Below are 22,000 nucleotides of genomic sequence, written 5' to 3' on the forward strand. Positions count from 1 at the left end.
CCCCCGGGGCGGTGAGTGCTCCACCACCTGAGCGCTGGGGTGGGGGAACACTCACCGTCCCTCACGTATGGGTGGAAGACTCACCGCCCCTCCGGGCGGGAGGGACGGTGGATGGCACGATGCAGGCATGTTGATCCTCGCGGGTACCTCGATCGGTCAGGTCTCGGACGTGTCACGACGCCTCGGGCCGGCGCTGTCGAGCGCTGACGTCATCGCGGCCGAGGACACCCGCCGCCTCGCGCGGCTCACGAGCGAGCTCGGGGTCGAGACCCGCGGCCGGGTCGTGTCGTTCTTCGAGGGCAACGAGCAGTCGCGCACGTCGGAGCTCGTCGACCTGCTCCGCGTCGGCTACTCCGTGGTCCTCGTGACCGACGCGGGCATGCCGAGCATCTCCGACCCCGGCTACCGGCTCGTCTCCGAGGCGGTCGAGGCCGGCATCGAGGTCAGCGTGATCCCCGGTCCTTCCGCCGTGCTCACCGCGCTGGCGATCTCCGGCCTGCCGGTCGACCGGTTCACCTTCGAGGGGTTCCTGCCCCGCAAGCCGAGCGCCCGCGACCGCTTCCTGAAGGACGTCGCCGAGGAGCAGCGCACGCTCGTGTTCTTCGAGTCGCCGCACCGCACGGAGGCCACGCTTCGCGCGATGCGCACCGTGTTCGGCCCTGAGCGCCGAGCCGTGGTGTGTCGTGAGCTGACCAAGACGTACGAGGAGGTCGTCCGCGGCACGACCCACGACCTCGTGGTCTGGGTCGAGGGTCTCGAGCAGGGGGTGCGCGGCGAAGTCACCCTGGTCGTGGAGGGCGCCGCGCCGACCGAGGTCGAGCTGAACCCGGAGGTCCTGGCCGACCTCGTCGACCGGGCGGAGGCCACCGGCCTGAGTCGCAAGGACGCGATCGCAGCCGTGGCGCAGAGCACCGGGGCTCCCAAGAACCTCGTGTACGACGCGGCCCACGCCTGACCGGGAGCCGCTCACTAGGATTGCGGCATGGCTGATCGGACGTTCTACGTCACCACGCCCATCTTCTACGTCAACGACGCGCCCCACATCGGGCACGGCTACACGCAGACGATGGGCGACGTCCTGTCCCGGTGGCACCGGCAGCGCGGCGAGCGCGTCTGGTACCTCACGGGTGTCGACGAGCACGGGCAGAAGGTGCTCCGCAAGGCCGACGAGAACGGCGTGGCCCCGCAGGACTGGGTCGACGGCCTGGTCGAGCGCGAGTGGAAGCCCATGCTCGAGACGATCGACCTCGCCAACGACGACTTCATCCGCACCTCGGAGGAGCGCCACGAGGTCGGCGTCCAGGCGTTCTGGAACAAGCTCAACGACAACGGCGCCGTCTACCAGGGTGAGTTCTCCGGCTGGTACTCCGTGGGCTCGGAGGAGTTCGTCGGCGACGACGACGTCACCGACGGCGAGGGCGACGACGCGGGCCACAAGATCTCGAAGCTGGACGGCTCGCGGGTCGAGCACGTCACCGAGTCCAACTACTTCTTCCGGTTGAGCGACTACCAGCAGAAGCTGCTCGACTTCTTCGACGCGAATCCCGACTTCATCCAGCCGGCCTCGGCGCGCAACGAGGTCGTCTCGTTCGTAACGCGCGGTCTGACGGACCTGTCGATCTCGCGCTCGACGTTCGACTGGGGCATCCCGGTGCCGTGGGACGCCGACCACATCTTCTACGTGTGGATCGAGGCCCTCCTCAACTACGTCACGGCGGCCGGGTACGGCAGCGACGACGCGGCCGACGAGCAACGCTTCGAGGACCTCTGGCCGGCGGACGTGCACATCGTCGGCAAGGACATCGTTCGGTTCCACGCCATCATCTGGCCCGCGATGCTGATGGCCGCCGGCCTGCCCACGCCGAAGCGGGTCTTCGCGCACGGCTGGATCCTGGTCGGTGGGCAGAAGATGTCCAAGAGCAAGGCCAACGGCATCCACCCGACCCAGATCGTCGACACGTTCGGCTCGGACGCGTACCGCTACTACTTCTCGCGCGCGCTCACGTTCGGCAACGACGGCTCGATCTCGTGGGAGGACATCGGCGCGCGCTACCACGCCGAGCTGGCCAACGGCCTCGGCAACCTCGCGTCGCGCGCGGCCGCCATGGTCGGCAAGTACTTCGACGGCGAGCTGCCGGACGCCGGTGAGCACACCGACGCCGAGCGCGCGATCGTCGACCTCGTCGCCACCGCCACTGCCGAGGCCGACGCCGCGATCGAGGCGATCGCTCCCCACGACGCCGTCGCGGCGATCTGGCGGATCGTCGACGGCCTCAACGGCTACGTGACCGACCAGCAGCCTTGGCAGGTCGCGAAGGACGAGGCGCAGCGCGAGCGGCTCGGCACGATCCTCAACACGACGGTGGAGGGCCTGCGCGCGCTGGCGGTCCTGCTGCACCCCGTCATGCCGAAGGCCACCGCCGTCCTCTGGGACTCCGTCGGCGGTGCCGTCATCGGCGACCTCGCCGAGCAGCGGATCGCCGACGTGCCCCGCTGGGGCCAGGTTCCCGCGGGCACCCCGATCGTCAAGACGGCGGCCCTGTTCCCGCGCATCGACCTCACGGAGGAGTGAGCACGTGACCGTGGCCGAGCACTGGCCCGACGCGCCGGAGCCCTTGCCGGCCCCGGTCGTCGACAACCACTGCCATCTCGACGTCGGCATCCGAGGAGGTCACCGGATCGAGGTGGCCGAGGCGCTCGACCGGGCCGCTGCGGTGGGCGTCCCTCGCATCGTGCAGGTCGGGTGCGACCTCGAGGGTTCCCGGTGGGCCGTGGAGGTCGCCCGGGAGTTCGACGCCATCGTCGCCGCCGTCGCCCTGCACCCCAACGAGGCGCCTCGCCTGGCCGAGGCCGGTGAGCTGGACGCCGCGCTGGTCGAGATCGACGCCCTTGCGTCCGATCCGGTCGTCCGCGCCGTGGGGGAGACGGGGCTCGACTACTTCCGCACCGGACCGGAGGGGCGCGAGGCCCAGCACCACTCGTTCCGCGCGCACGTCCGGATCGCCAAGAAGCACGGCCGGGCGCTCGTGATCCACGACCGCGACGCGCACGACGACGTGCTCGCGATCCTCGACGACGAGGGCCTGCCGGAGCGCACGATCTTCCACTGCTTCTCGGGTGACGCGGCGTTCGCGGCGGCATGCGTCGAGCGGGGCGCGTTCCTGTCGTTCGCCGGCACCGTGACCTTCAAGAACGCCCCGGAGCTGCGCGATGCGCTCAAGGTCACACCGGCCGACCGCATCCTGGTCGAGACGGACGCGCCGTTCCTGACGCCCGAGCCGAATCGCGGCCGTCCGAACGCCTCGTTCCTGGTGCCGTTCACCCTGCGAAACATGGCAGAAACGCGGGGTGACGACCTGACGACGCTGTGCCGCCAGGTGGAGGCCAACACCGACCGCGCCTTCGGGGGTGCGTGGCCTCGCCACACGCCCATCAACCGGTGAATACCCTGAGAATCCAGGCTTCCGGGTTTGACCTGACCTGATTGGTCGTTACGGTGGCACGGCTGACCGAGCGCGTGAAGCGTTGTGCCAACAGACGAGGAAAGCAGCTTGAATTTCCCCCAGCTCCATCTCCCCCGACCTGACCTTGCGGCGAAGTTCCGCCGCACGGAGGACGGAGGAGCGAAGGCCCCCTGGGTCATCGCCCTCAACGTCTTCCTGCTCCTGGTCCTCTCCGGAGGCGCCGCCGCGTACGCCGTGATGAGCACGACCGTGGAGCTCACGGTCGACGGCAAGACCGAGACCATCCGCACCTTCGACGACACCGTCGAGGACGTCCTGGACGCCCAGGGCATCGACCTGAAGGCCTCCGACAAGGTCAACGTCGACCTCGCCTCGGCGCCGTCTTCGGACCAGCCGGTCGTGATCGAGTACGCCAAGCCCGTGACCGTCACGGTCGACGGCGCCAGCAGCGAGCAGGTCACGTACGCCCCGACCGTCGGCGACCTGCTCGACGAGACCGGTGTCGAGACCACCGACGACGCCTACCTGTCCGACGACCACGACACGCAGATCCCCCGCAAGGGCCTGGACGTCGTGGTCAGCTCGCCCAAGAACATCACGGTCGTCGCCGACGGCCAGACGCAAGCGCTCCAGACGTCGGCCCCCACGGTCGACGAGGTCCTGGACGAGGCCGACGTGACGCTCGGCGCCGACGACGAGGTCACCCTCGGCAAGGACGCCTTCGTCACGCCCGACGCCGTCCTGCAGGTCGTCCGCATCGTCAAGGAGCAGCGCACCGAGGAGGTCGCGGTTCCGTTCGAGACCCAGGTCCAGGAGGACCCGGACGCCTTCGAGGGCGAGACCACGGTCGTCACGCCGGGCACGCCCGGCGTGGCCAGCGAGAAGGTCGACCTCGTGATTGCCGACGGCCAGGTCCGCGAGCGGATCGTGCTCGAGAGCACCGTGGTCCAGGCGCCCGTCGCCCAGGTCGAGAAGCACGGCACGAAGGCCAAGCCGGTCGCCACCGGTGTCGCGCCCGACGGCGTGTGGGGCGCGCTCGCGCAGTGCGAGTCGGGTGGCAACCCGGCGACCAACACCGGCAACGGCTACTACGGCCTGTACCAGTTCTCCGCGAGCACGTGGAAGAGCGTCGGCGGCTCAGGCCTGCCGTCCGAGGCCTCGGCCGAGGAGCAGACGATGCGCGCCCAGACCCTGCAGCAGCGTTCGGGCTGGGGCCAGTGGCCGCACTGCTCGTCGAAGCTGGGGCTCCGCTGAGCGACCAACCGCCTCACACCGTGCGCCTCCTCGGCGCGTCCGACGTCCGTCGGCTCGCCGAGGGGGCGCAGGTGCGTCCCACGAAGCAGAAGGGACAGAACTTCGTCGTCGACGGCAACACCGTTCGCCGCATCGTGCGGATCGCGGGTGTCGTGCCCGACGACGTCGTGCTCGAGGTCGGGCCCGGGCTCGGGTCCCTGACCCTGGCCCTCGCCGAGGTCGCCCGCCGCGTCGTCGCGGTCGAGATCGACGAGGTCCTGGCCGCTCTCCTGCCGTCGACCCTCGCGGAGCACGCTCCCGGGCTCGACGTGGAGGTCGTGCTGGCCGACGCGCTGCACGTCCACGAGCTCCCGGGCCCCGCGCCGACCGCACTCGTGGCGAACTTGCCCTACAACGTGTCGGTGCCCGTGCTGCTGAACGTCCTGCAGCGGTTCCCGACCATCGAGCGGGCGCTCGTCATGGTGCAGGCCGAGGTCGCGCACCGGCTCGCCGCGGGCCCCGGCTCGCGCACGTACGGCGTGCCGAGCGTCAAGGCCGCCTGGTACGGCGAGACGACCGCGGCGGGGAACGTCGGCCGCAGCGTCTTCTGGCCGATGCCCAACGTCGAGTCCGAGCTCGTCGGCTGGCGGCGCCACCCCGCGCCGCTGGGCGACGAGGAGGCACGCCTGCGCACCTTCGCCGTCGTCGATGCGGCCTTCGCCCAGCGACGCAAGACGCTCCGCTCGGCCCTGTCCGGGCTCGCCGGTTCCGGCGCCATCGCCGAGGCCGCCCTGGTGGGTGCGGGCATCGATCCGCGCACCCGGGGCGAGCAGCTCGACGTCCACGGCTTCCGCGCGATCGCCGACGGGCTCGCGCTTCGGCCCTCCGCCGACCCCGCTGGTTCCGCTGGCTGAGGTGCGAGGGCGCTCTGGCGCCCGAGCCTCGAAGCCTCTGGTCAGGTGACTTCACCCGGTCGCACCGGACAAGCGGCGACGGACCAGGCGGCGGGGCGGACGAGAGAAGATGCATCTGGGCCGCTCTGGCTACCGGAAGGCCTCATCTCGGGTCCGCGGCCGACGAGCACTGATGCATCCGGGTAGCCCCAGCGACCCGAGTGCATCGTCCTCGGTCCACCCGGCAGCGTGAGGTCACCGCGGGCCCCTTCCGCCGTGGTCAGTGGCCGATTGTCGGCAACCACGGCATGCGTGCACCTGACCGGACCCTTCGAGGCTCGTCGCCAGGGCTCCTCGCACCTCAGGGAGCGGGGAGGGGCCGGGCTCCTCGCACCTCAGGGAGCGGGGAGGGGCCGGGGCTCCTCGCACCTCAGGGAGCGGGGAGGGGCCAGGGCTCCTCGCACCTCAGGGGCAGCCGCCGGCGGCCGCGCCGGGGCGTGGCGGCTAGGTTGGTGCGGTGACTTCGACCGTCGTGCGGGCCCCCGCCAAGATCAACCTCGGTCTCTCGGTCGGCCCCCTGCGTGACGACGGGTTCCACGAGCTCGCGACCGTCTACATGGCCCTCGACCTGCACGACACCGTGCGCGTCTCGTCGCGCGACGACGACCAGGTCACGGTCACGGTCCAGGCCGACGTGCAGGAGGGCGACGAGGCCGTCGCCGTGCCCCTGGGGCCCGACAACCTCGCGGTGCGTGCCGTCGAGCTGCTGCGCACCGCGGCCGGCATCACGGACGGTGTCGACCTCGCGATCCGCAAGGTCATTCCGGTCGCCGGGGGCATGGCCGGTGGCTCGTCCGACGCCGCCGCCGCGCTCGTCGGAGCGAACCACGTGTGGGGCCTGGGCTGGGACCGCGAGGCCCTGGCCGACCTCGCCGCCGAGCTGGGCAGCGACGTCCCGTTCCTGCTGCACGGCGGTGTCGGCATCGGCACGGGTCGGGGCGAGAAGATCTCGCCCGTGCTGTCGCGCGGCCGCTACGGCTTCATCGTCGCGGTGGCCAGCGAGGGCCTCTCGACGCCGTCGGTCTACGCCGAGTTCGACCGGCTGGAGCCCGAGCCGGAGCCGCCGCGGATCGCGCCGGAGCTCATGGCCGCCCTGCGCGGGCACGACACGGAGCGTCTCGGCGAGCACCTCGCCAACGACCTCGAGGCGGCAGCGTTGTCGCTGCGTCCCGAGCTCGACCGCGTGCTCCAGATCGGCGTCGACGCCGGCGCCCTGGCCGGCATCGTGTCGGGGTCCGGTCCGACGTGCGTGTTCCTGCTCGAGGACGACGGCGACGCGGCGCTGCTGACCACGGCGCTCTGGGCGGCGCCCGGCTGCGCCGACGTCATCCACACGCACGGTCCCGCCGCCGGCGCCCGGATCGTCTCGTGAACCCGCTCATCGTCGGTGAGGGCGTCGTCATCGACGTCCCCGCGAAGCGTGTCCTCGACGGCGTGACGGTCGGCATCGGCGAGGGCGACAAGATCGGCGTGGTCGGACGCAACGGCGACGGGAAGTCGACGCTGATGGGCGCTCTCGCCCGCAAGCGCGAGCTCGACGCGGGACGCATCACGTGGCGCCGCGACCTGCGGGTCGGGTTCCTCGACCAGGCCGACTCCCTGGCCGACGAGGCCACGGTCGGTGCCGTCGTCGTCGGTGACCGTCCCGACCACGAGTGGGCCGGCGACCCGCGCATCCGCGACATCGTCGAGGGACTGCTCGGCGACGTCGCCTGGGACGCCCCGATCGGCTCGCTCAGCGGCGGCCAGCGCCGGCGCACCGCGCTCGCGGCCCTGCTCGCGGGGGAGTGGGACGTGCTGTTCCTCGACGAGCCCACCAACCACCTCGACGTCGAGGGCATCGACTGGCTCGCGCGGCACCTCAACGGCTGGGCCGTGCGCGACCGGGCGCTCGTCGTGGTGACCCACGACCGGTGGTTCCTGGACGCGGTCTGCACCACCACCTGGGAGGTTTTCGACGGTGCCGTCGAGGCCTTCGAGGGCGGGTACGCCGCCTATGTGCTGCAGCGCGTGGAGCGCGACCGGCAGGCTGCGGTCATCGAGGGTCGTCGTCAGAACCTCATGCGCAAGGAGCTGGCCTGGCTGCGCCGCGGCGCGCCGGCCCGGACCTCGAAGCCGAAGTTCCGCATCGACGCCGCGACCGAGCTGATCTCGAACGAGCCGCCGCCCCGCGACACCGTCGAGCTCAAGAAGATGGCGACGTCACGCCTGGGCCGGGACGTCGTCGACATCCTCGACGTCTCGGTCTCCTACGGCGACAAGCAGGTGCTCGACCACGTCGAGTGGCGGATCGGCCCGGGTGAGCGCGCCGGCATCCTGGGGCGCAACGGTGCCGGCAAGTCGACCCTGCTCGGGCTCGTGACGGGCGAGGTGACCCCGACCGGGGGTCGGGTCAAGCGGGGCAAGACCGTCAAGATCGCCACGCTGACGCAGTCGCTGCAGGAGCTCGATGCGGTGGCGAACGACCGGGTCACCGACGTCATCTCGCGCCAGCGAACCTCGGTGCTCGCCGGCGGCAAGGAGCAGACCCCGACGCAGCTGCTCGAGCAGCTCGGCTTCCGCACGGGCCAGCTCTCGACCCCGGTCAAGGACCTCTCCGGAGGCCAGCGCCGTCGCCTGCAGCTGCTGCTCGTGCTCCTGGAGGAGCCGAACGTGTTGATCCTGGACGAGCCCACCAACGACCTCGACACCGACATGCTCGCCGCGGTCGAGGACCTGCTCGACACGTGGCCCGGCACGCTGCTGGTGGTCTCGCACGACCGGTACTTGCTCGAACGCGTCACCGATCACCAGTTCGCGGTCGTCGGTGGCCACCTGCGGCACCTGCCGGGCGGCGTCGACCAGTACCTCCAGCTGGCCGGCGGTTCCGGCGCGGGCAAGACCGAGTCGTCGACCCGGCCCGACACCGCCGGCGCCACGGCGGGGGGCGCCGCCCCAGCCCGGGACGCGCAGCAGGACCGAGAGCTGCGCAAGGAGCTGACGCGGGTCGAGCGGTGGATCCAGCAGTCCGACAAGCGCACCAAGGAGCTCGAGGGGCTGATGGCCGAGCATGCCTCGGACGGCCTGCGGCTCACCGAGCTGGCGACCGAGCACGCCGAGAACGCAGCTCGACTGACCGAGCTCGAGGACCGCTGGCTCGAGATCACCGACACCCTCGGCTGAGCGTCCTCACAGCCCGGACACAGGCTGCGTGATCGGGGGACCCGCGACCCCCGCGTATGTCAGGATGAGCCGCCCCGGCGGTCTGTCGGCGGCGTGGTTCGCACCCTCCGAAGGATCCTCACCCATGAAGCTCTCTCGCTCCCGCGCCCTGCGCGGCGTCAGCGCAGCCCTCGCGGTCGCGGCCGTCTCGGCCACCTCCGCGGCCTGGGCCGCGCCCACGCCCGAGCTCCGCACGCCCACCACGACCTGGTACGACATCGACGACGAGCGGCCTTACATCGAGGACGCGCAGGCGAGCTACCTCGACCTGGCTGGCGCCGGCGTGGACCTGACCGCCGGCTGGACGGCGGACGCCTTCGACGGGGCGCTCTACGACTGGGAGGTGGAGACCCCCACCGTGGTCGAGGACGTCACGTGGAGCGCCGGCACCCAGAGCACCGCGGGCGGGCGCTCCACCTGGACCTACACCGGCACCACGGCCACCGCCGGCGTCGAGCTGGCGGCCACGCTGGACATCGAGGGAAGCACGGCGCGCTGGACGATCACCCCCACGGTCCCGGCGCCGGCTGACACCACGATCTCGGCGTTCGCGAACTTCGGGTCCGACGGCTCCGAGACGGTCGTCGAGGTGACGCCGACCACGGCCATCGTCAGCTCCGACGACAACGACGTCGACCCGGTCATCGGGCTCGCGATCTCGGGTACGGACGCCCTCATCGACTCGGTCGACGGCGACGGCGGGGCTTTCGTCGAGTTCTCGGCGGACGGCGCCGCGACGGTCGTGGTCGCCCTGCAGGACTATGCGCCGTGCGCGGAGGCCACCGCCATCAGTGAGATGACCGCGCTCGTGCCCACGCTGATCGCGAACTTCGGTGTGACGATCGAGGGTGCGCTGGAGTGCGCCACGGTTGTCGCTCCCGCCGCTCTGACGCAAGGCACGGCGACGAGCCAGACCCTGGCGGTCGCGATCGATCCTGCCGTCGACGTGGCGACCACGGACAACGACGGCAACATCGTCCTGCTCAGCGGGGACGGCGACTACCTCGCGTTCCCCTCGGCGGTCGGCTCGGCCTTCGCTGGACTCCCCGCCGGCGTGACCGCCACGTTCGACCCGACGACCGCGACGTTGTCATTGTCGGGCACGCCGACCCAGTCGGGCACCTTTGAGGCGACGCTAGTGCTCTACCGCACGGACCTGGAGGACTACCAGGGTGACGAGCCGGTCGACGGTGCGCCGCTGACCGCTGGGTTCACGCTCACCGTCGCAGCGGCACCTGCCGGCCCCGGTACGGGCGGTCCCGGCACCGGTGACACCGGAACCGGCACCGGCGGTGCGGGTGCGGGGCTGGGCAGTGGGACCGGCACGGGCGCGAGTCGCTCGCTGCCCGACACCGGAGCGGGTGGCCTCACGGCCGGTCTGATCGGTCTCGCGATGCTCGCGGCAGGCGGGACCGCGGTGATCGCAGGACGTCGGACCCGCCGGGCCTGACCTTGAACAGTCCGGGTGTCCCGGGCGGCCTCGCGCCGCTCAGGACACCCGGAAGGATCGCACCAAGGTGCGCAAGGTCGCGGCGAGTGCGTCGGCTTCGGCCTGGTCCAGGTCGGCCAGGATGCCCGCCTCGCTGCGCATGAGCTCGGCCAGGGCTCCGTCGACCTGCTCGCGCCCGGCGGTCGTCAGTCGCACGAGCACACCGCGGCGGTCACTGGGGTCGGGCTGGCGCTCCACGAGACCGCGGGTGGCCAACCGGTCGACGCGGTTGGTCATGGTGCCGCTCGTCACGAGCGTCTCGGCCACGAGTCGACCCGGGGAGAGCACGTAGGGCTCGCCCGAGCGGCGCAGGGCCGCCAGCACGTCGAACTCCCAGGACTCCAGGCCGTGGGCCGAGAACGACTCCTTGCGGACGCGGTCGACGTGGCGGGCCAGGCGGGAGACGCGACTGAGCACCTGCATCGGTGCGACGTCGACGTCGGGGCGTTCGCGGTGCCAGGCCCCGACGATCGCGTCGACCTCGTCGGCGTCGCCGGGGGGTGTGGCCATCTGGCGACGGTACCGCTCAAGATTCTTGATGTCGAGATACTTCTTCTCGAATGTGAGGCAGCGCTCACGGTCTGGGCATACGGTGCTGCCATGTCTCTCGATGCCGTCGTCGCCGCCGGTGCGGCCCACCAGTCCGCGCTCCTCGCGTCCGGCGAGGTGAGCTCGCGCGAGCTCACCGAGGCCACGCTCGCCGCGATCGACCGAGAGAACCCCCGGATCAACGCCGTCGTCGAGGTGCTGCGCGACGAGGCGCTCACCGCCGCGGACGAGGCCGACCGCCGCCGGGCTGCGGGCGACGCGGGGCCGCTCACGGGCGTCCCGATCGCCCTCAAGAACGATCTCGACGTCGCGGGGCACGTCACGACGCTCGGGAGCCGGGCCGTCACGCGGGCGGCCACCTCCGACGGTGAGCTCGTGACGGTCCTTCGTCGTGTCGGTGCGGTCCCGGTGGCGACCACGACCTTGCCGGAGCTCATGATCGTCGGGTTCACCCAGCCCGCGATCACGGGTGTGACCCGCAATCCGATCGATCCCGGGCGTACGAGCGGCGGGTCCTCGGGCGGCTCCGCGGCACTCGTCGCCGCCGGCGCCGTCGGCATCGCGACGGCGTCCGACGGGGCCGGCTCCATCCGCATCCCGGCCGCCTCGTGCGGGCTCGTCGGGTTCAAGCCCACCAACGGCACGGTGCCGGGCTCAGGCGGGTGGTGCGGACTCTCGACGCAGGGCTGCGTCACCCCGACGGTCGCCGACACCGCGCTCTACCTCGATCAGATCGGCACGTTCGGCGGTTCGCTCGTGGAGGCTGCTGCGCTTGCCGCTCCCGGGTTCCTGCGGATCGGACTGACCCGCAGCGCCGCAGCCGCGACGCGGCCCGAGCAGCTCGACCCGGAGGTCGACGCCGCGCTGGAGCGGACGGCCGGCCTGCTGCGCGCCGCTGGCCACACCGTGGTCGAGGTCGACGTGTCGTACGGGTTGGCCGCGAAATCCGCCACCCTGCGCTACCTCGGCGGTGTCGCGGGGTCGGTCGACAGGCTCGACGACCCCTCGCTGCTGGAGCCGCGCACGCGGGGGATCGTCCGACTGGGATCGCCCGTGGGGAGACGGGCCATCGACTGGGCCGGACGCGCGGGTGAGCGCTTCGCGACCGAGGTGCACCGCGACCTCGGCGTCGACGTCATCCTGTCGCCGGTGATGTCGTCGACGGCGCTGCCCGTGGGTCGGTGGGACGAGCTCGGCGCCCTGCGCCTGATCCTGGCGATGAACGCGTTCTACCCCTACACGGTGCAGTGGAACCACGCCGGCGTCCCCGCCGTCTCCGTCCCGGCCGGGCTGGCCGCGGACGGGCTCCCGCTCGCGGTCCAGCTCATCGGGCAGCGTCACGACGACGTCCGTCTGATGGCTCTCACCGCCCAGCTCGAGGGCCTGTCCCGAGGTGGCCTCGCGTGACCCGGTGGGACCCGCAGACCTACCTGAAGCACGCCGACGAGCGAGGTCGACCCTTCGTGGAGCTGCTCGCCCGGGTGCCCGTGACCGCGCCGGCGCGGGTGCTGGACCTCGGCTGCGGCGCCGGCAACCTCTCGGCGGTCATCCGCGACCGTTGGCCCGGCGCCGAGGTGCTGGGCGTCGACTCGTCGGCCGAGATGATCGCCCACGCCCGTGAGGTCGACCCCGACGGGCAGTACGAGGTGGCGGACGTGGCCACGTGGACGCCGGACGGGCCGTACGACGTGATCGTCTCGAACGCGATGTTCCAGTGGGTCCCGGACGCCTTCGCCGTGATCGCGCGCCTCCTCGCGTCGGTGCAGGACGGCGGCGCGCTCGCGGTACAGGTGCCCGACAACCAGGACGCGCCGAGCCACGCGTTGATGCGCGAGGTCGCGGCGCGCCCTGAGTTCGCCGAGCACACGAGCGACGTCCGACGCTACTCCCGCACCGACGCGGCCTCCTACCTGGACCTCTTCGCCGGCCTCGGCTGGAGCGCCGACGTGTGGACGACCGAGTACCTGCACGTCCTGCCGGGCGACGACGCCGTCTGGGGCTGGGTCTCCGGCACGGGAGCCCGTCCGTACGTCCAGTCGCTTCCGGAGGAGCTGCGCCAGAAGTTCGTCGAGCAGTACCAGGCCGAGCTCCGCGCGGCGTACCCCCAGCGCCCCTGGGGCACGGTGCTCCCGTTCGCCCGCACGTTCGCGGTGGCGACGCGACCGGCGCGATAACCTAGGCCGCACGATCCCCGATTGGTCTGCCGGCAGGGCCCGCCTGACTTTGAATCAGGACTAGCGACGATGGTTCGACTCCATCTCGGGGAGCCAGTCAGTTCTCGTCGAGCGTGCCCACCGGGTCGAAGGTGAACGATCCGAGGTGCTCCTGCACGCCGCGGAACGTCGCCGCGATCTCCGGGTCCTCGAGGGCCTTCGCGAGTGATCGCGCGGCATCCTCCATCGCGGCGTCGTGGGTCTCTTCGATCGGGTCGTTCACGCACCCATCGTCCCCGACCAACCAGATGTGGACACTTCGACACGAGATTCGGGCCGGATCTGGTGTCAATGTGTCCACATCTGGCTGGGGGCCGGCGGTGCTGGGTCGGGCCGGAGCGGGGGCCGACGCCGTGCGTCCCTGCGCGGACGGCCGTAGATTCGAGGACGACGATGGAACCGAGGAGGGGAGTGGCGATGAGCTGGGTCCGCAGGTCGGTGTGGGACGTCGTGCCCCGGGACCAGCAGGACACTCCCGAGGGTCTTCGCCGGCGACAGGTCGTCGTCGTCGCCACGATCCTCATCGGTGGCGTGCTGCTCGGTGTCTCGCTCCGGCTCGAGCCGGGCAGCGTCGCGTTCTACGTCGCGACCCTCGCGCTGGCGGGGGTCTGGGCCACCGGAGCCTTCGTGTCGGGGCGGCTGCACGCCGGCCGGATCGCCTCCCGCCCGGTGCCGGACACGACGGTGCGACCGATCGTCGACCCGATCCTGCTCGGCCTCGCGCTCGCGCTGCTGTTCGTCGTCGGCGGCCTCGTGGTCCGGGAGATCCCCTGGCTGTTCGACCAGGTGCGCTCCGTCACCGACTTCGCCGACCAGGGTGCGCTCTGGCTGGTCGTGATCGTGACGGCCGTCAACGGCATCGCCGAGGAGCTCTTCTGGCGAGGCGCCGCGTACGCCGCGATCCCGCGCAACCCGGTCGTGTGGACGACGATCGCCTACGTGGTGGCGACCCTGGGCACCGGCAACGTGATGCTGGCCTTCGCCGCCATCCTGCTCGGAGTCGTCGTGGGCCTGCAGCGTCGCGCCTCGGGGGGCGTCCTCGCGCCGATCCTCACGCACTGCACGTGGTCGATCTCGATGTTGTTCGTGCTGCCTCTGCTGTTCGCCTGAGGTCCGGGTCAGGCGTCGTCGGACTGCTCGGCGAGCGCGACCTTGCGCTCGGCCAGCGCGCGGCGGACGGCCTCCTCGTACGTCAGCGGCTCACCCGGGACGACGTCGAGGATGCGCTGCTCGGTCACCACGACCTCGACGCCCATCGAGTCGATGAGGTTGCGACCCGTGGTGGCGTCGACGTCGGTCACCAGGGCGAGCCAGCGCGACGACAGGCCGGGGGACAACACCGGAACGGTCATCATCGGCGTGCGGCGACCCTGGATCTGCTCGCCGGCGATCTGGAGCATGTCCTTGTAGGTCATGGCCTCAGGGCCACCGATCTCGAAAGTCTCTCCCAGGGCGGCGTCGTTCCCGATCACACCAGCGAGGTAGCGGATCACGTCGTCGACCGCGATGGGCTGGGTCTTGGTGGCCGTCCACTTGGGCACGACCATGGCCGGCAGGTTCTTGACCAGCTGGCGCGTGAGCTCCCACGAGATGCCGCCGTGACCCACGACGATCGCCGCGCGCAGCACCGTGACGGGGACTCCGCCGGTGCCCAGCAGACCCTCGACCTCGCGGCGCGAGCGCAGGTGTGAGGAGAGGTCGTCGCCGTCGGCACCGAGACCACCGAGGTAGACGATCTGCTGCACGCCGGCCTCGGCGGCGACGGTGCCGAACGACGAGGCGGCTTCGGCGTCGACCCGCTCGAAGTCCTCGCGGTCCAGGGAGTGGACGAGGTAGATCGCGACGTCGACCCCCTCGAGCGCCTCGGCGAGCGAGGCGGGATCGCCGACGTCGGCGCCGACGGCCGTGCCCTCGCCGTCGTACTGCTCGGGCCGACGCGTCATGGCGCGGACGTCGTGACCACGCTCCACGAGCTCGGACACCAGGCGGCGGCCGACGAAGCCGGTGGCCCCGGTGACCAGGACGGTGAGGGGCTGGGTCATGTCGCGAGCGTAGGTCCGCGAAGGCCCGATGGCATCCCGACATCCCTAGACTGACGGGCGTGTCTTCCCATGAATCCTCCTCAGGGCCCGCGGTGACAGCGATCGTGCTGGCCGCCGGTGCCGGGACCCGGATGCGGTCCGAGCTGCCCAAGGTGCTCCACGAGATCGCCGGCCGCCCCCTCGTGGGTCACGCGCTCGCCGCGGTTGCGGGCCTCGGCGCCGCGCGCACGGTCGCCGTGATCGGTCACGGCCGCGAGGAGGTCTCCGCGGCGATCACCGCGATCGACCCGGGCGTCGTCCAGGTCGTCCAGACCGAGCAACGGGGCACGGGCCACGCGGTCAAGGTGGCGCTCGAGGCGCTCGACGCCCCTCCGGCCGGCACCGTGGTGGTCACCTACGGCGACGTCCCTCTGCTCACGGGCGCCACGCTCCACGACCTCGTCGAGACCCACCGCGGGGCGGGACGGGCCGTCACGATCCTGAGTGCCGAGCTCCGCGACCCCACGGGCTACGGGCGCATCGTCCGTGACGCCGAGGGCCGGGTGCAGGCGATCCGTGAGCACCGCGACGCCTCGGACGACGAGCTCCGGATCCGCGAGATCAACAGCGGCGTGCTCGCCGTCGACGCCGGCTTCCTGCTGCGGGCCGTCGCGTCACTGCGCGACGACAACACGCAGGGCGAGCTGTACCTCACCGACATCGTCGCCCACGCGGTCCGCGAGCAGCTGCCCGTCGGCGCCCACGTGCTGGAGGACGTGTGGCAGACCGAGGGCGTCAACGACCGGGTCCAGCTGGCCCAGCTCGGCCGCGTCCTGAACGACCGTCTCGTCGAGCACTGGATGCGCCAGGGCGTCACCGTGGTCGATCCGGCGACGACCTGGATCGACTCGGCCGTCGAGCTCGCGCCCGACGTGACGCTGCTGCCCGGCACGCAGCTGCTGGGTGCCACCGACGTCGCGACCGGCGCCACGATCGGCCCCGACACGACGCTGCGCAACGTGGAGGTGGGGACCACCGCCTCGGTCGTGCGCACCCACGGGTCCGACTCCGTCATCGGCGCCGGCGCGACGGTCGGCCCCTTCGCCTATCTGCGGCCCGGCACGTTGCTCGACGCCGGCGGCAAGATCGGCACGTTCGTCGAGACCAAGAACGCGCACATCGGGCCCGGCGCCAAGGTCCCGCACCTCAGCTACGTCGGTGACGCCGAGATCGGCGAGGGTGCCAACATCGGCGCCGGCACGATCACGGCGAACTACGACGGGGTCGCGAAGCACCGCACGACCGTCGGCAAGCACGCGCGCACGGGGTCCGACAACGTGTTCGTCGCGCCCGTCACGATCGGTGACGGCGCGTACACCGCGGCCGGTACCACGGTCCGCGACGACGTCCCGGCGGGGGCGCTCGCGATCGGTGAAGGGCGACAGAGGATGATCGACGGGTGGGTCGAGGCGAAGCGACCCGGCACCTCGTCCGCCGAGGCATCACGTCGATCACGGGAGACCCGCGAGTGAGCATCGAGCCCCCCATCACGTCCGCGCAGCCCAGCTCCTCGAGCCAGCGGACGCCGACCAAGAACCTCATGCTGTTCTCGGGGCGCACGCACCCGACGTTGGCACGCGAGGTCGCCGAGCTGCTCGGGGTCGACCTCGTGCCGACCACGGCCTACGACTTCGCCAACGGCGAGATCTACATCCGCTTCGACGAGTCGGTCCGAGGGTGTGACGCCTTCGTGATCCAGAGCCACGCGGCGCCGATCAACCAGGCGATCATGGAGCAGCTCATCATGATCGACGCGCTGAAGCGCGCGTCCGCCAAGCGCATCACGGTCGTGCTGCCGTTCTACGGGTACGCCCGACAGGACAAGAAGCACCTCGGTCGCGAGCCGATCTCGGCGCGCCTGATGGCCGATCTGTTCCTCGCCGCCGGCGCCGACCGCCTGATGACGGTCGACCTGCACACGGCCCAGATCCAGGGCTTCTTCGACGGCCCCGTCGACCACCTGCTGGCGATGCCGATCCTGACGCGCTACGTGCGCGAGAAGTACGCCGACCGCGACTTCGCCGTGGTCTCGCCCGACGCCGGTCGCATCAAGGTGGCCGAGGCGTGGGCGAACTCCCTCGGAGGCGCTCCGCTGGCCTTCATCCACAAGACCCGTGACATCACCCGGCCCAACGAGTCCAAGGCCAACCGCGTCGTCGGCGAGGTGGCCGGCCGCACCTGCATCCTGGTCGACGACCTGATCGACACCGGCGGCACGATCGTGCAGGCGGCCGATGCGCTGCTCGCCGACGGAGCGGCGGAGGTCGTGATCCTCGCGACGCACCCGGTGTTCTCCGGTCCTGCGGTCGAGCGGCTGCGTGACTCCGCCGCCACCGAGGTCATCGTCACCAACACGCTCCCGCTGCTGCCGGAGCAGATGTTCGACAAGCTCACGGTCCTGTCGATCGCGCCGCTGCTGGCCCAGGCGATCGCCGCGGTCTTCGAGGACGGCTCGGTCACGAGCCTGTTCAAGGACTGACCCACCGGTGCTGCGCGTCGGCCGCAGGTCACTCGTGGCGGGCTGCGTCGTCACGCTCGTGCTGGTGGTCGCGGTGGTGACGCTCACGCGCGGATCCCCGCAGGACGACAACCCCTTCGTGGGACGTGATCTGTTCGTCTGGACCGGTTCGGCCGCCGCCGAGGCGGCGGCCGAGGCGACGGGGGAGGACGCCGAGGCATTGCGTGGCCTGGCCGACACACCCACGGCCGTCTGGCTCACGCCGGAGGCGCACGGTCCGGGCGACGTCGGCGCCTTCGTCGAGCAGCTGGTGTCGGCGGCCGACGACCGCGCCGTCGTGCTGGTCGTCTACGGCATCACCGACCGCGACTGCGTGGGCGAGGAGTCCGCCGGTGGTCTCGAGCCAGCTCTCTACGGGGCCTGGATCCGTGCGATCGCTGGTGCGCTCTCGGGCACGGTGGCGATCGTCCTCGAGCCCGACGCCCTCGCCACCGTCGAGGAGTGCGCCGACCCGGACGAGCGCTACCTGTTGCTGCGTGACGCCGCGGCCGAGCTCCGTGACGACGCGACGGTCTACGTCGACGCCGGGCACGCGAACTGGATCGACCCGGAGGTCATGGCCGAGCGGCTCCGACGCGCCGGGGTGGAGCAGACGCGCGGCTTCAGCGTCAACGTGGCGAACTTCCAGGCCGACGCCGACGAGCTGGCGTACGCCGAGCGGATCCGCGAGGACCTGTCCGACGCGCACTACGTCGTCGACTCGGGGCGGAACGGCGCCGGGTCGACCGACGACTGGTGCAACCCACCCGGTCGGGCGCTCGGCGTGCCGCCCGCCGTGGTCGATGACGAGTCGGCGCTCGATGCCCGGCTCTGGATCAAGCCGCCGGGGGAGAGCGACGGCCGGTGCAACGGCGGACCGGAGGCCGGGGAGTTCTGGGTCGAGCGGGCCCTCGAGCTGGCGGGACGGTAAACGTGAGTGACGTCATAGATTTCGTCGAGGAACTCATCGATGAGCCCGGTGTTCGATAGCGTGAGGCCATGGAGCCCACGACCGAGCAGCGCATCGCTGTCGTGATCGAGGACGACGCCGACATCCGCAACCTCCTGCGGACGATCCTGGTGCAGAGCGGGTTCTCCCCGATCCTGACCAGCAACGGCGAGGACGGCATCGAGGCGGTCCGCGTGCACGAGCCGCTGCTGACGACGCTCGACGTGCAGATGCCGGGCATGGACGGCTTCGCGGTCGCCAAGCGCCTGCGCGAGTTCAGCAGCACCTACATCATCATGCTGACCGGGCAGATCGACGAGATCGACGTGATCCAGGGCCTGGACTCCGGCGCCGACGACTACCTGGTCAAGCCCTTCCGGCCGCGTGAGCTCCGGGCGCGCGTCGACTCACTGCTCCGGCGTCCGCGCGGCATGGGTGCCGCGTCATCGGTCCAGAGCGCTGCAACCGGACCTGCCACCGACGCGGTGGCCCCAGGGCCGGCGCCGGTCGCCCAGCCCGAGCCAGTCGCCCCGGCTGCGCAGCAGCCCGTGCAGCCGCCGCTGCAGCAGCCCGTGCAGTCCCTGCCGGTCCAGCAGCCCGCGGCAGCGCCCGAGGTCCTGGCGCAGTCATCTCCGGTCCAGCAGCCGACCCCCCAGCAGCCGTTCCCGGAGCAGCCGTCCCCGATGAGTGGTGGCGGATCTGCCGGCATCAGCCCGGCCGGCGAGGGATCGGGCCCCGAGGTGCTGGCCTGGAAGGGTCTGCGCGTCGACCGAGCGACCCGCGTGGTCACGGTCGACGGCTCGATGATCGACCTGACCCGCAGCGAGTTCGACCTGCTGGCCGCTCTGCTGGTGTCCGGGCGCCGCGTCCGGTCCAAGGCCGATCTGGTGCTCACGCTGCGCGGCGAGGGCTACGTCACGACGTACTACGTCAACGACGCCGACAAGCGCGCCGTCGAGGTGCACATGGCCAACCTGCGACGCAAGATCGGCGACTCCAGCACGACCCCGCGCTGGATCGAGACGGTCCGCGGCGTCGGCTACCGCCTCGCCGCCGACTGAACGGTCGCCTCGCCCGCGCCTCAGTCGGCGTCGGGATTCTCGACCGTCGTGGTGTCCTTGGTCGACGCGAAGATGACGATCGGGATCTCGGTCGAGATGTCCTGGCGGTTGAGCTGGGCGGACCCGGCGGAGTTCTGCGCCCACACCGTGGCGCGAAACGACAGCGTGACCTCGCGGACCTTGGCGCCGAGGGTGCCGATGACCTGGTCGCGCAGCTCGAAGGCGCCCTTCGGTGAGGTGATGACCATGCCGTAGCCGGGATCGGCCAGCGGCTCCGGGTCGAACGTGACCCGCGCGGCCTGCTCGTCGAGGCGGTAGGGCTCGGTGCCGACGGTGTTTCCCGACTCGTCGGTCGCCACCGAGCTGACCGAGACCCGGTCGAGGAAGACCACGCGCTTGCTGGCGAACGGGTCCCGCTCGGCGCGATCGGTGTCGTACGCCGTCATGGACATCGTGAACAGCTTGTCGCCCCCGGGGTACCACTGGTGCGTGAACGGGGTCACCGCCGTCGGGTAGAGCGTGAGGACGTACTCGATGCCGTCGATCGTCGTCGAGGACGTGAACGTCCCGTTGTCGGTGAACATCGACCCGGTCGGCTCGTCGGCGCCGGTGTCGGTCACGGCCTTCGTGGGCACGGGTGTGGGCTCGCCCGACGGGGATCCGCTGCTGCAGGCGGATGCCGTGAGGGCGAGCCCGACGACGAGGGCGGCGCACGCCCACCGGGATCGGGTGGGGTGGGAGCGTGGGTGGCGGAACTGGGACGACGTCATCGGCGAGCTCTTCTCGGTCGGCGAGGTACGGGAGGAATGCATCGATCGGGCGCTCATGCGCGGAACCCGCGGTGGCGGCGCAGGGCCCGGAGCAGGAGCCAGGCGGTCTGGGAGATCGTGACGATGCCGAGGGCGGTCCAGCCCACGACGAGCGCTTCGGACTTCAGGTCGACGGGGAGCTGCCACCACGCGGCGATCGTGGCGCCGATCAGCACCGCGACGATCGCGAACGGCATGAGGTAGGTCGCCCCGGCACCACCGCTCTCGGCCTTGGCCTGCAGCGCCCAGTTGTCGGTCTGGGAGCGGCTCGCGAACTTGACCCAGGAGCGTGAGAAGTGGCCCAGGCGGATCCACATGTACAGCTCCGACGGCACCAGGGCCATCGCGAAGACGTAGTCCTTGCGGTTCGCGTCGTGCATGGCCAGGGCGACGCGGGTGTTCAGCAGCGTGGCGATGACCGGGGGGATGAGCCAGATCGGGCTGAACTCGAAGGCGTCGAACGACAGGGCGCACACCAGCAGCACGATGAAGCCCAGACGGGTGAATCCGTTGACGACCATCGAGATGTTCTCGAACCAACGCAGTCGCAGGTTCGGGTGGAAGGGCTGGCCCTTCGTGTCGCCGCGCTGCCCGGGCCACATGAGGTCGATCGCACCGGTGTTCCACTTGACCTGCTGGGCGTCCAGCGAGCGCAGGTTGGGCATGCCGCCGACGTTCGCGCGGGCTCCGGCGCTGATCTTCGTGAGGTAGCCCGCGCTCTTGATCTGCAAGGAGAGCAGGGAGTCCTCGATCTCGCTGTCGCGCACCCAGGGGAAGCGCTGATGCGTCTGCTCCACGACCTTGTGCAGCGCCTCGACGGCGAAGATCGAGTACTGGCCGCCGAGCACGGCCATGTTGCGGCCGCGCAGCAGGTTCTGCAGGTTGAACGCCGCGAACTGGGCTCGCTGCCCGGCGATGAGGAACTTCGGGAACCAGCCCTCGACGTCGGTGTCGTCGATGCTGTAGATCGCCGAGATCCCACCGATCCGGTCATCGTCCTCGATCTCGCCCACGAGGAGCTCGACCGCGCGGGGGTCGGCCGTCGTGTCGCCGTCGACGCCCAGGAGGTAGTCCAACCCCTCGACCAGGGTGAAGCCGTAGTTCAGCGCGCCGACCTTCTTGTCGGGGTTCTCGCCGATGTCGTGCACGAAGATCTCGGTGCGCTGCATCGCCGCGTCCTGGCCGCGGACGTGCATCCCTGCGTAGTGGCCGGCGATCTCGGCCGTGGCGTCGGTCGTGTTGTTGACGACGACGTGCACGACGTCCGGGAGCCGGGTCTGCGAGAGCAGGGAGTCCAGGACGCCGGCGATCGCGTCCTCCTCGTTGTAGGCCGGGATGATGCAACCGATCGTCGAGCGACGCGTCGGTGTGCCGCCCATGCCCTGCAGCAGGTCGACGGCCCAGCCGGCGTCGCCGGTCGGGACGGTCATCGGGGCAGCCGCCCGGTCGCGGTTCGTGGTCGCATGGGGCGATTCCACCAGCGTGACCTCAGGCTGTGACC

The 22,000-nt window shown here is 71.2% G+C and carries 20 protein-coding genes and 1 tRNA gene; 16 read left to right on the forward strand and 5 right to left on the reverse strand.

Annotated features, from left to right (window positions below; all coding sequences use genetic code 11):
* Positions 1–127: 127 nt before the first annotated feature.
* The 8 genes from rsmI (at position 128) to V6S66_RS03435 (ending at position 10,301) form a co-directional block, all read left to right on the forward strand.
* Positions 128–955, forward strand: coding sequence for a 16S rRNA (cytidine(1402)-2'-O)-methyltransferase (rsmI, locus tag V6S66_RS03400; RefSeq protein ID WP_334205357.1), 828 nt, complete (start codon positions 128–130; stop codon positions 953–955).
* 27 nt (positions 956–982) lie between these two features.
* A complete protein-coding gene (gene metG, locus V6S66_RS03405; RefSeq protein WP_334205358.1) occupies positions 983–2,572 on the forward strand; it encodes a methionine--tRNA ligase in 1,590 nt (529 codons plus the stop codon).
* Between the two features lie 10 nt (positions 2,573–2,582).
* Positions 2,583–3,443 carry a TatD family hydrolase gene (locus V6S66_RS03410; RefSeq protein WP_442885911.1) on the forward strand — a complete coding sequence of 287 codons (861 nt, stop codon included), beginning with the start codon at positions 2,583–2,585 and terminating at the stop codon, positions 3,441–3,443.
* Between the two features lie 108 nt (positions 3,444–3,551).
* Positions 3,552–4,718 carry a ubiquitin-like domain-containing protein gene (locus V6S66_RS03415; protein WP_334205360.1) on the forward strand — a complete coding sequence of 389 codons (1,167 nt, stop codon included), beginning with the start codon at positions 3,552–3,554 and terminating at the stop codon, positions 4,716–4,718.
* A 20-nt stretch (positions 4,719–4,738) separates the two neighbouring features.
* On the forward strand, positions 4,739–5,611 hold the full coding sequence (gene rsmA, locus V6S66_RS03420) for a 16S rRNA (adenine(1518)-N(6)/adenine(1519)-N(6))-dimethyltransferase RsmA (protein WP_334205361.1): 873 nt from the start codon (positions 4,739–4,741) through the stop codon (positions 5,609–5,611).
* Positions 5,612–6,107: 496 nt separating this feature from the next.
* Positions 6,108–7,022, forward strand: a complete 915-nt coding sequence (locus V6S66_RS03425) for a 4-(cytidine 5'-diphospho)-2-C-methyl-D-erythritol kinase (RefSeq protein ID WP_334205362.1) — start codon at positions 6,108–6,110, stop codon at positions 7,020–7,022.
* Positions 7,019–8,812 (forward strand): ABC-F family ATP-binding cassette domain-containing protein, encoded by a 1,794-nt coding sequence (locus V6S66_RS03430; RefSeq protein ID WP_334205363.1) that lies wholly within the window; start codon positions 7,019–7,021, stop codon positions 8,810–8,812. The genes V6S66_RS03425 and V6S66_RS03430 overlap by 4 nt, the downstream gene beginning before the upstream one ends.
* 124 nt (positions 8,813–8,936) lie before the next feature.
* Positions 8,937–10,301, forward strand: coding sequence for an LPXTG cell wall anchor domain-containing protein (locus V6S66_RS03435; RefSeq protein ID WP_334205364.1), 1,365 nt, complete (start codon positions 8,937–8,939; stop codon positions 10,299–10,301).
* A 39-nt stretch (positions 10,302–10,340) separates the two neighbouring features.
* On the opposite strand, the gene V6S66_RS03440 is transcribed toward V6S66_RS03435, so the two are convergent.
* Positions 10,341–10,850, reverse strand: coding sequence for a MarR family winged helix-turn-helix transcriptional regulator (locus V6S66_RS03440; RefSeq protein ID WP_334205365.1), 510 nt, complete (start codon positions 10,848–10,850; stop codon positions 10,341–10,343).
* Positions 10,851–10,940: 90 nt separating this feature from the next.
* Between V6S66_RS03440 and V6S66_RS03445 the strand changes: the two genes are divergently transcribed.
* The 3 genes from V6S66_RS03445 to V6S66_RS03455 all read left to right on the forward strand — a co-directional run bounded on the left by V6S66_RS03445 (position 10,941) and on the right by V6S66_RS03455 (position 13,159).
* Positions 10,941–12,296: an amidase family protein gene (locus V6S66_RS03445; RefSeq protein ID WP_334205366.1), complete on the forward strand. Its 1,356-nt coding sequence runs from the start codon at positions 10,941–10,943 to the stop codon at positions 12,294–12,296.
* Positions 12,293–13,063 carry a methyltransferase domain-containing protein gene (locus V6S66_RS03450; protein ID WP_334205367.1) on the forward strand — a complete coding sequence of 257 codons (771 nt, stop codon included), beginning with the start codon at positions 12,293–12,295 and terminating at the stop codon, positions 13,061–13,063. Before V6S66_RS03445 ends, V6S66_RS03450 begins: the two co-directional genes overlap by 4 nt.
* Positions 13,064–13,077: 14 nt before the next feature.
* Positions 13,078–13,159, forward strand: a tRNA-Gln gene (locus V6S66_RS03455).
* 1 nt (position 13,160) lies between these two features.
* Here V6S66_RS03455 and V6S66_RS03460 read toward each other — a convergent pair.
* The gene (locus tag V6S66_RS03460; protein WP_334205368.1) at positions 13,161–13,325 is read right to left on the reverse strand and encodes a hypothetical protein; all 165 of its coding nucleotides are present in this window, start codon (positions 13,323–13,325) and stop codon (positions 13,161–13,163) included.
* Positions 13,326–13,519: 194 nt separating this feature from the next.
* Between V6S66_RS03460 and V6S66_RS03465 the strand changes: the two genes are divergently transcribed.
* Positions 13,520–14,212 carry a CPBP family intramembrane glutamic endopeptidase gene (locus V6S66_RS03465; RefSeq protein WP_334205369.1) on the forward strand — a complete coding sequence of 231 codons (693 nt, stop codon included), beginning with the start codon at positions 13,520–13,522 and terminating at the stop codon, positions 14,210–14,212.
* Positions 14,213–14,220: 8 nt separating this feature from the next.
* Here V6S66_RS03465 and V6S66_RS03470 read toward each other — a convergent pair whose 3' ends face one another.
* Positions 14,221–15,144, reverse strand: a complete 924-nt coding sequence (locus V6S66_RS03470; protein ID WP_334205370.1) for an NAD(P)H-binding protein — start codon at positions 15,142–15,144, stop codon at positions 14,221–14,223.
* A 59-nt stretch (positions 15,145–15,203) separates the two neighbouring features.
* Between V6S66_RS03470 and glmU the strand changes: the two genes are divergently transcribed.
* From glmU to V6S66_RS03490, 4 genes are all read left to right on the forward strand, one after another.
* Positions 15,204–16,655 (forward strand): bifunctional UDP-N-acetylglucosamine diphosphorylase/glucosamine-1-phosphate N-acetyltransferase GlmU, encoded by a 1,452-nt coding sequence (gene glmU, locus V6S66_RS03475; protein ID WP_334205371.1) that lies wholly within the window; start codon positions 15,204–15,206, stop codon positions 16,653–16,655.
* A gap of 2 nt (positions 16,656–16,657) precedes the next feature.
* Positions 16,658–17,662: a ribose-phosphate diphosphokinase gene (locus tag V6S66_RS03480; protein ID WP_442885912.1), complete on the forward strand. Its 1,005-nt coding sequence runs from the start codon at positions 16,658–16,660 to the stop codon at positions 17,660–17,662.
* A 7-nt stretch (positions 17,663–17,669) separates the two neighbouring features.
* Positions 17,670–18,611, forward strand: coding sequence for a glycoside hydrolase family 6 protein (locus V6S66_RS03485; RefSeq protein WP_334205372.1), 942 nt, complete (start codon positions 17,670–17,672; stop codon positions 18,609–18,611).
* A 68-nt stretch (positions 18,612–18,679) separates the two neighbouring features.
* Positions 18,680–19,690: a response regulator transcription factor gene (locus tag V6S66_RS03490; protein ID WP_334205373.1), complete on the forward strand. Its 1,011-nt coding sequence runs from the start codon at positions 18,680–18,682 to the stop codon at positions 19,688–19,690.
* Positions 19,691–19,710: 20 nt separating this feature from the next.
* On the opposite strand, the gene V6S66_RS03495 is transcribed toward V6S66_RS03490, so the two are convergent.
* Together V6S66_RS03495 and V6S66_RS03500 are read right to left on the reverse strand one after the other, a co-directional pair.
* Entirely contained in the window at positions 19,711–20,460 is a 750-nt protein-coding gene (locus V6S66_RS03495; protein WP_334205374.1) for a hypothetical protein, read from the reverse strand.
* A 53-nt stretch (positions 20,461–20,513) separates the two neighbouring features.
* Positions 20,514–21,929: a glycosyltransferase family 2 protein gene (locus V6S66_RS03500; RefSeq protein WP_334205375.1), complete on the reverse strand. Its 1,416-nt coding sequence runs from the start codon at positions 21,927–21,929 to the stop codon at positions 20,514–20,516.
* Between the last annotated feature and the right edge of the window lie 71 nt (positions 21,930–22,000).

The sequence above is a fragment of the Aeromicrobium sp. Sec7.5 genome (assembly GCF_036867135.1).
Lineage (GTDB): Bacteria > Actinomycetota > Actinomycetes > Propionibacteriales > Nocardioidaceae > Aeromicrobium.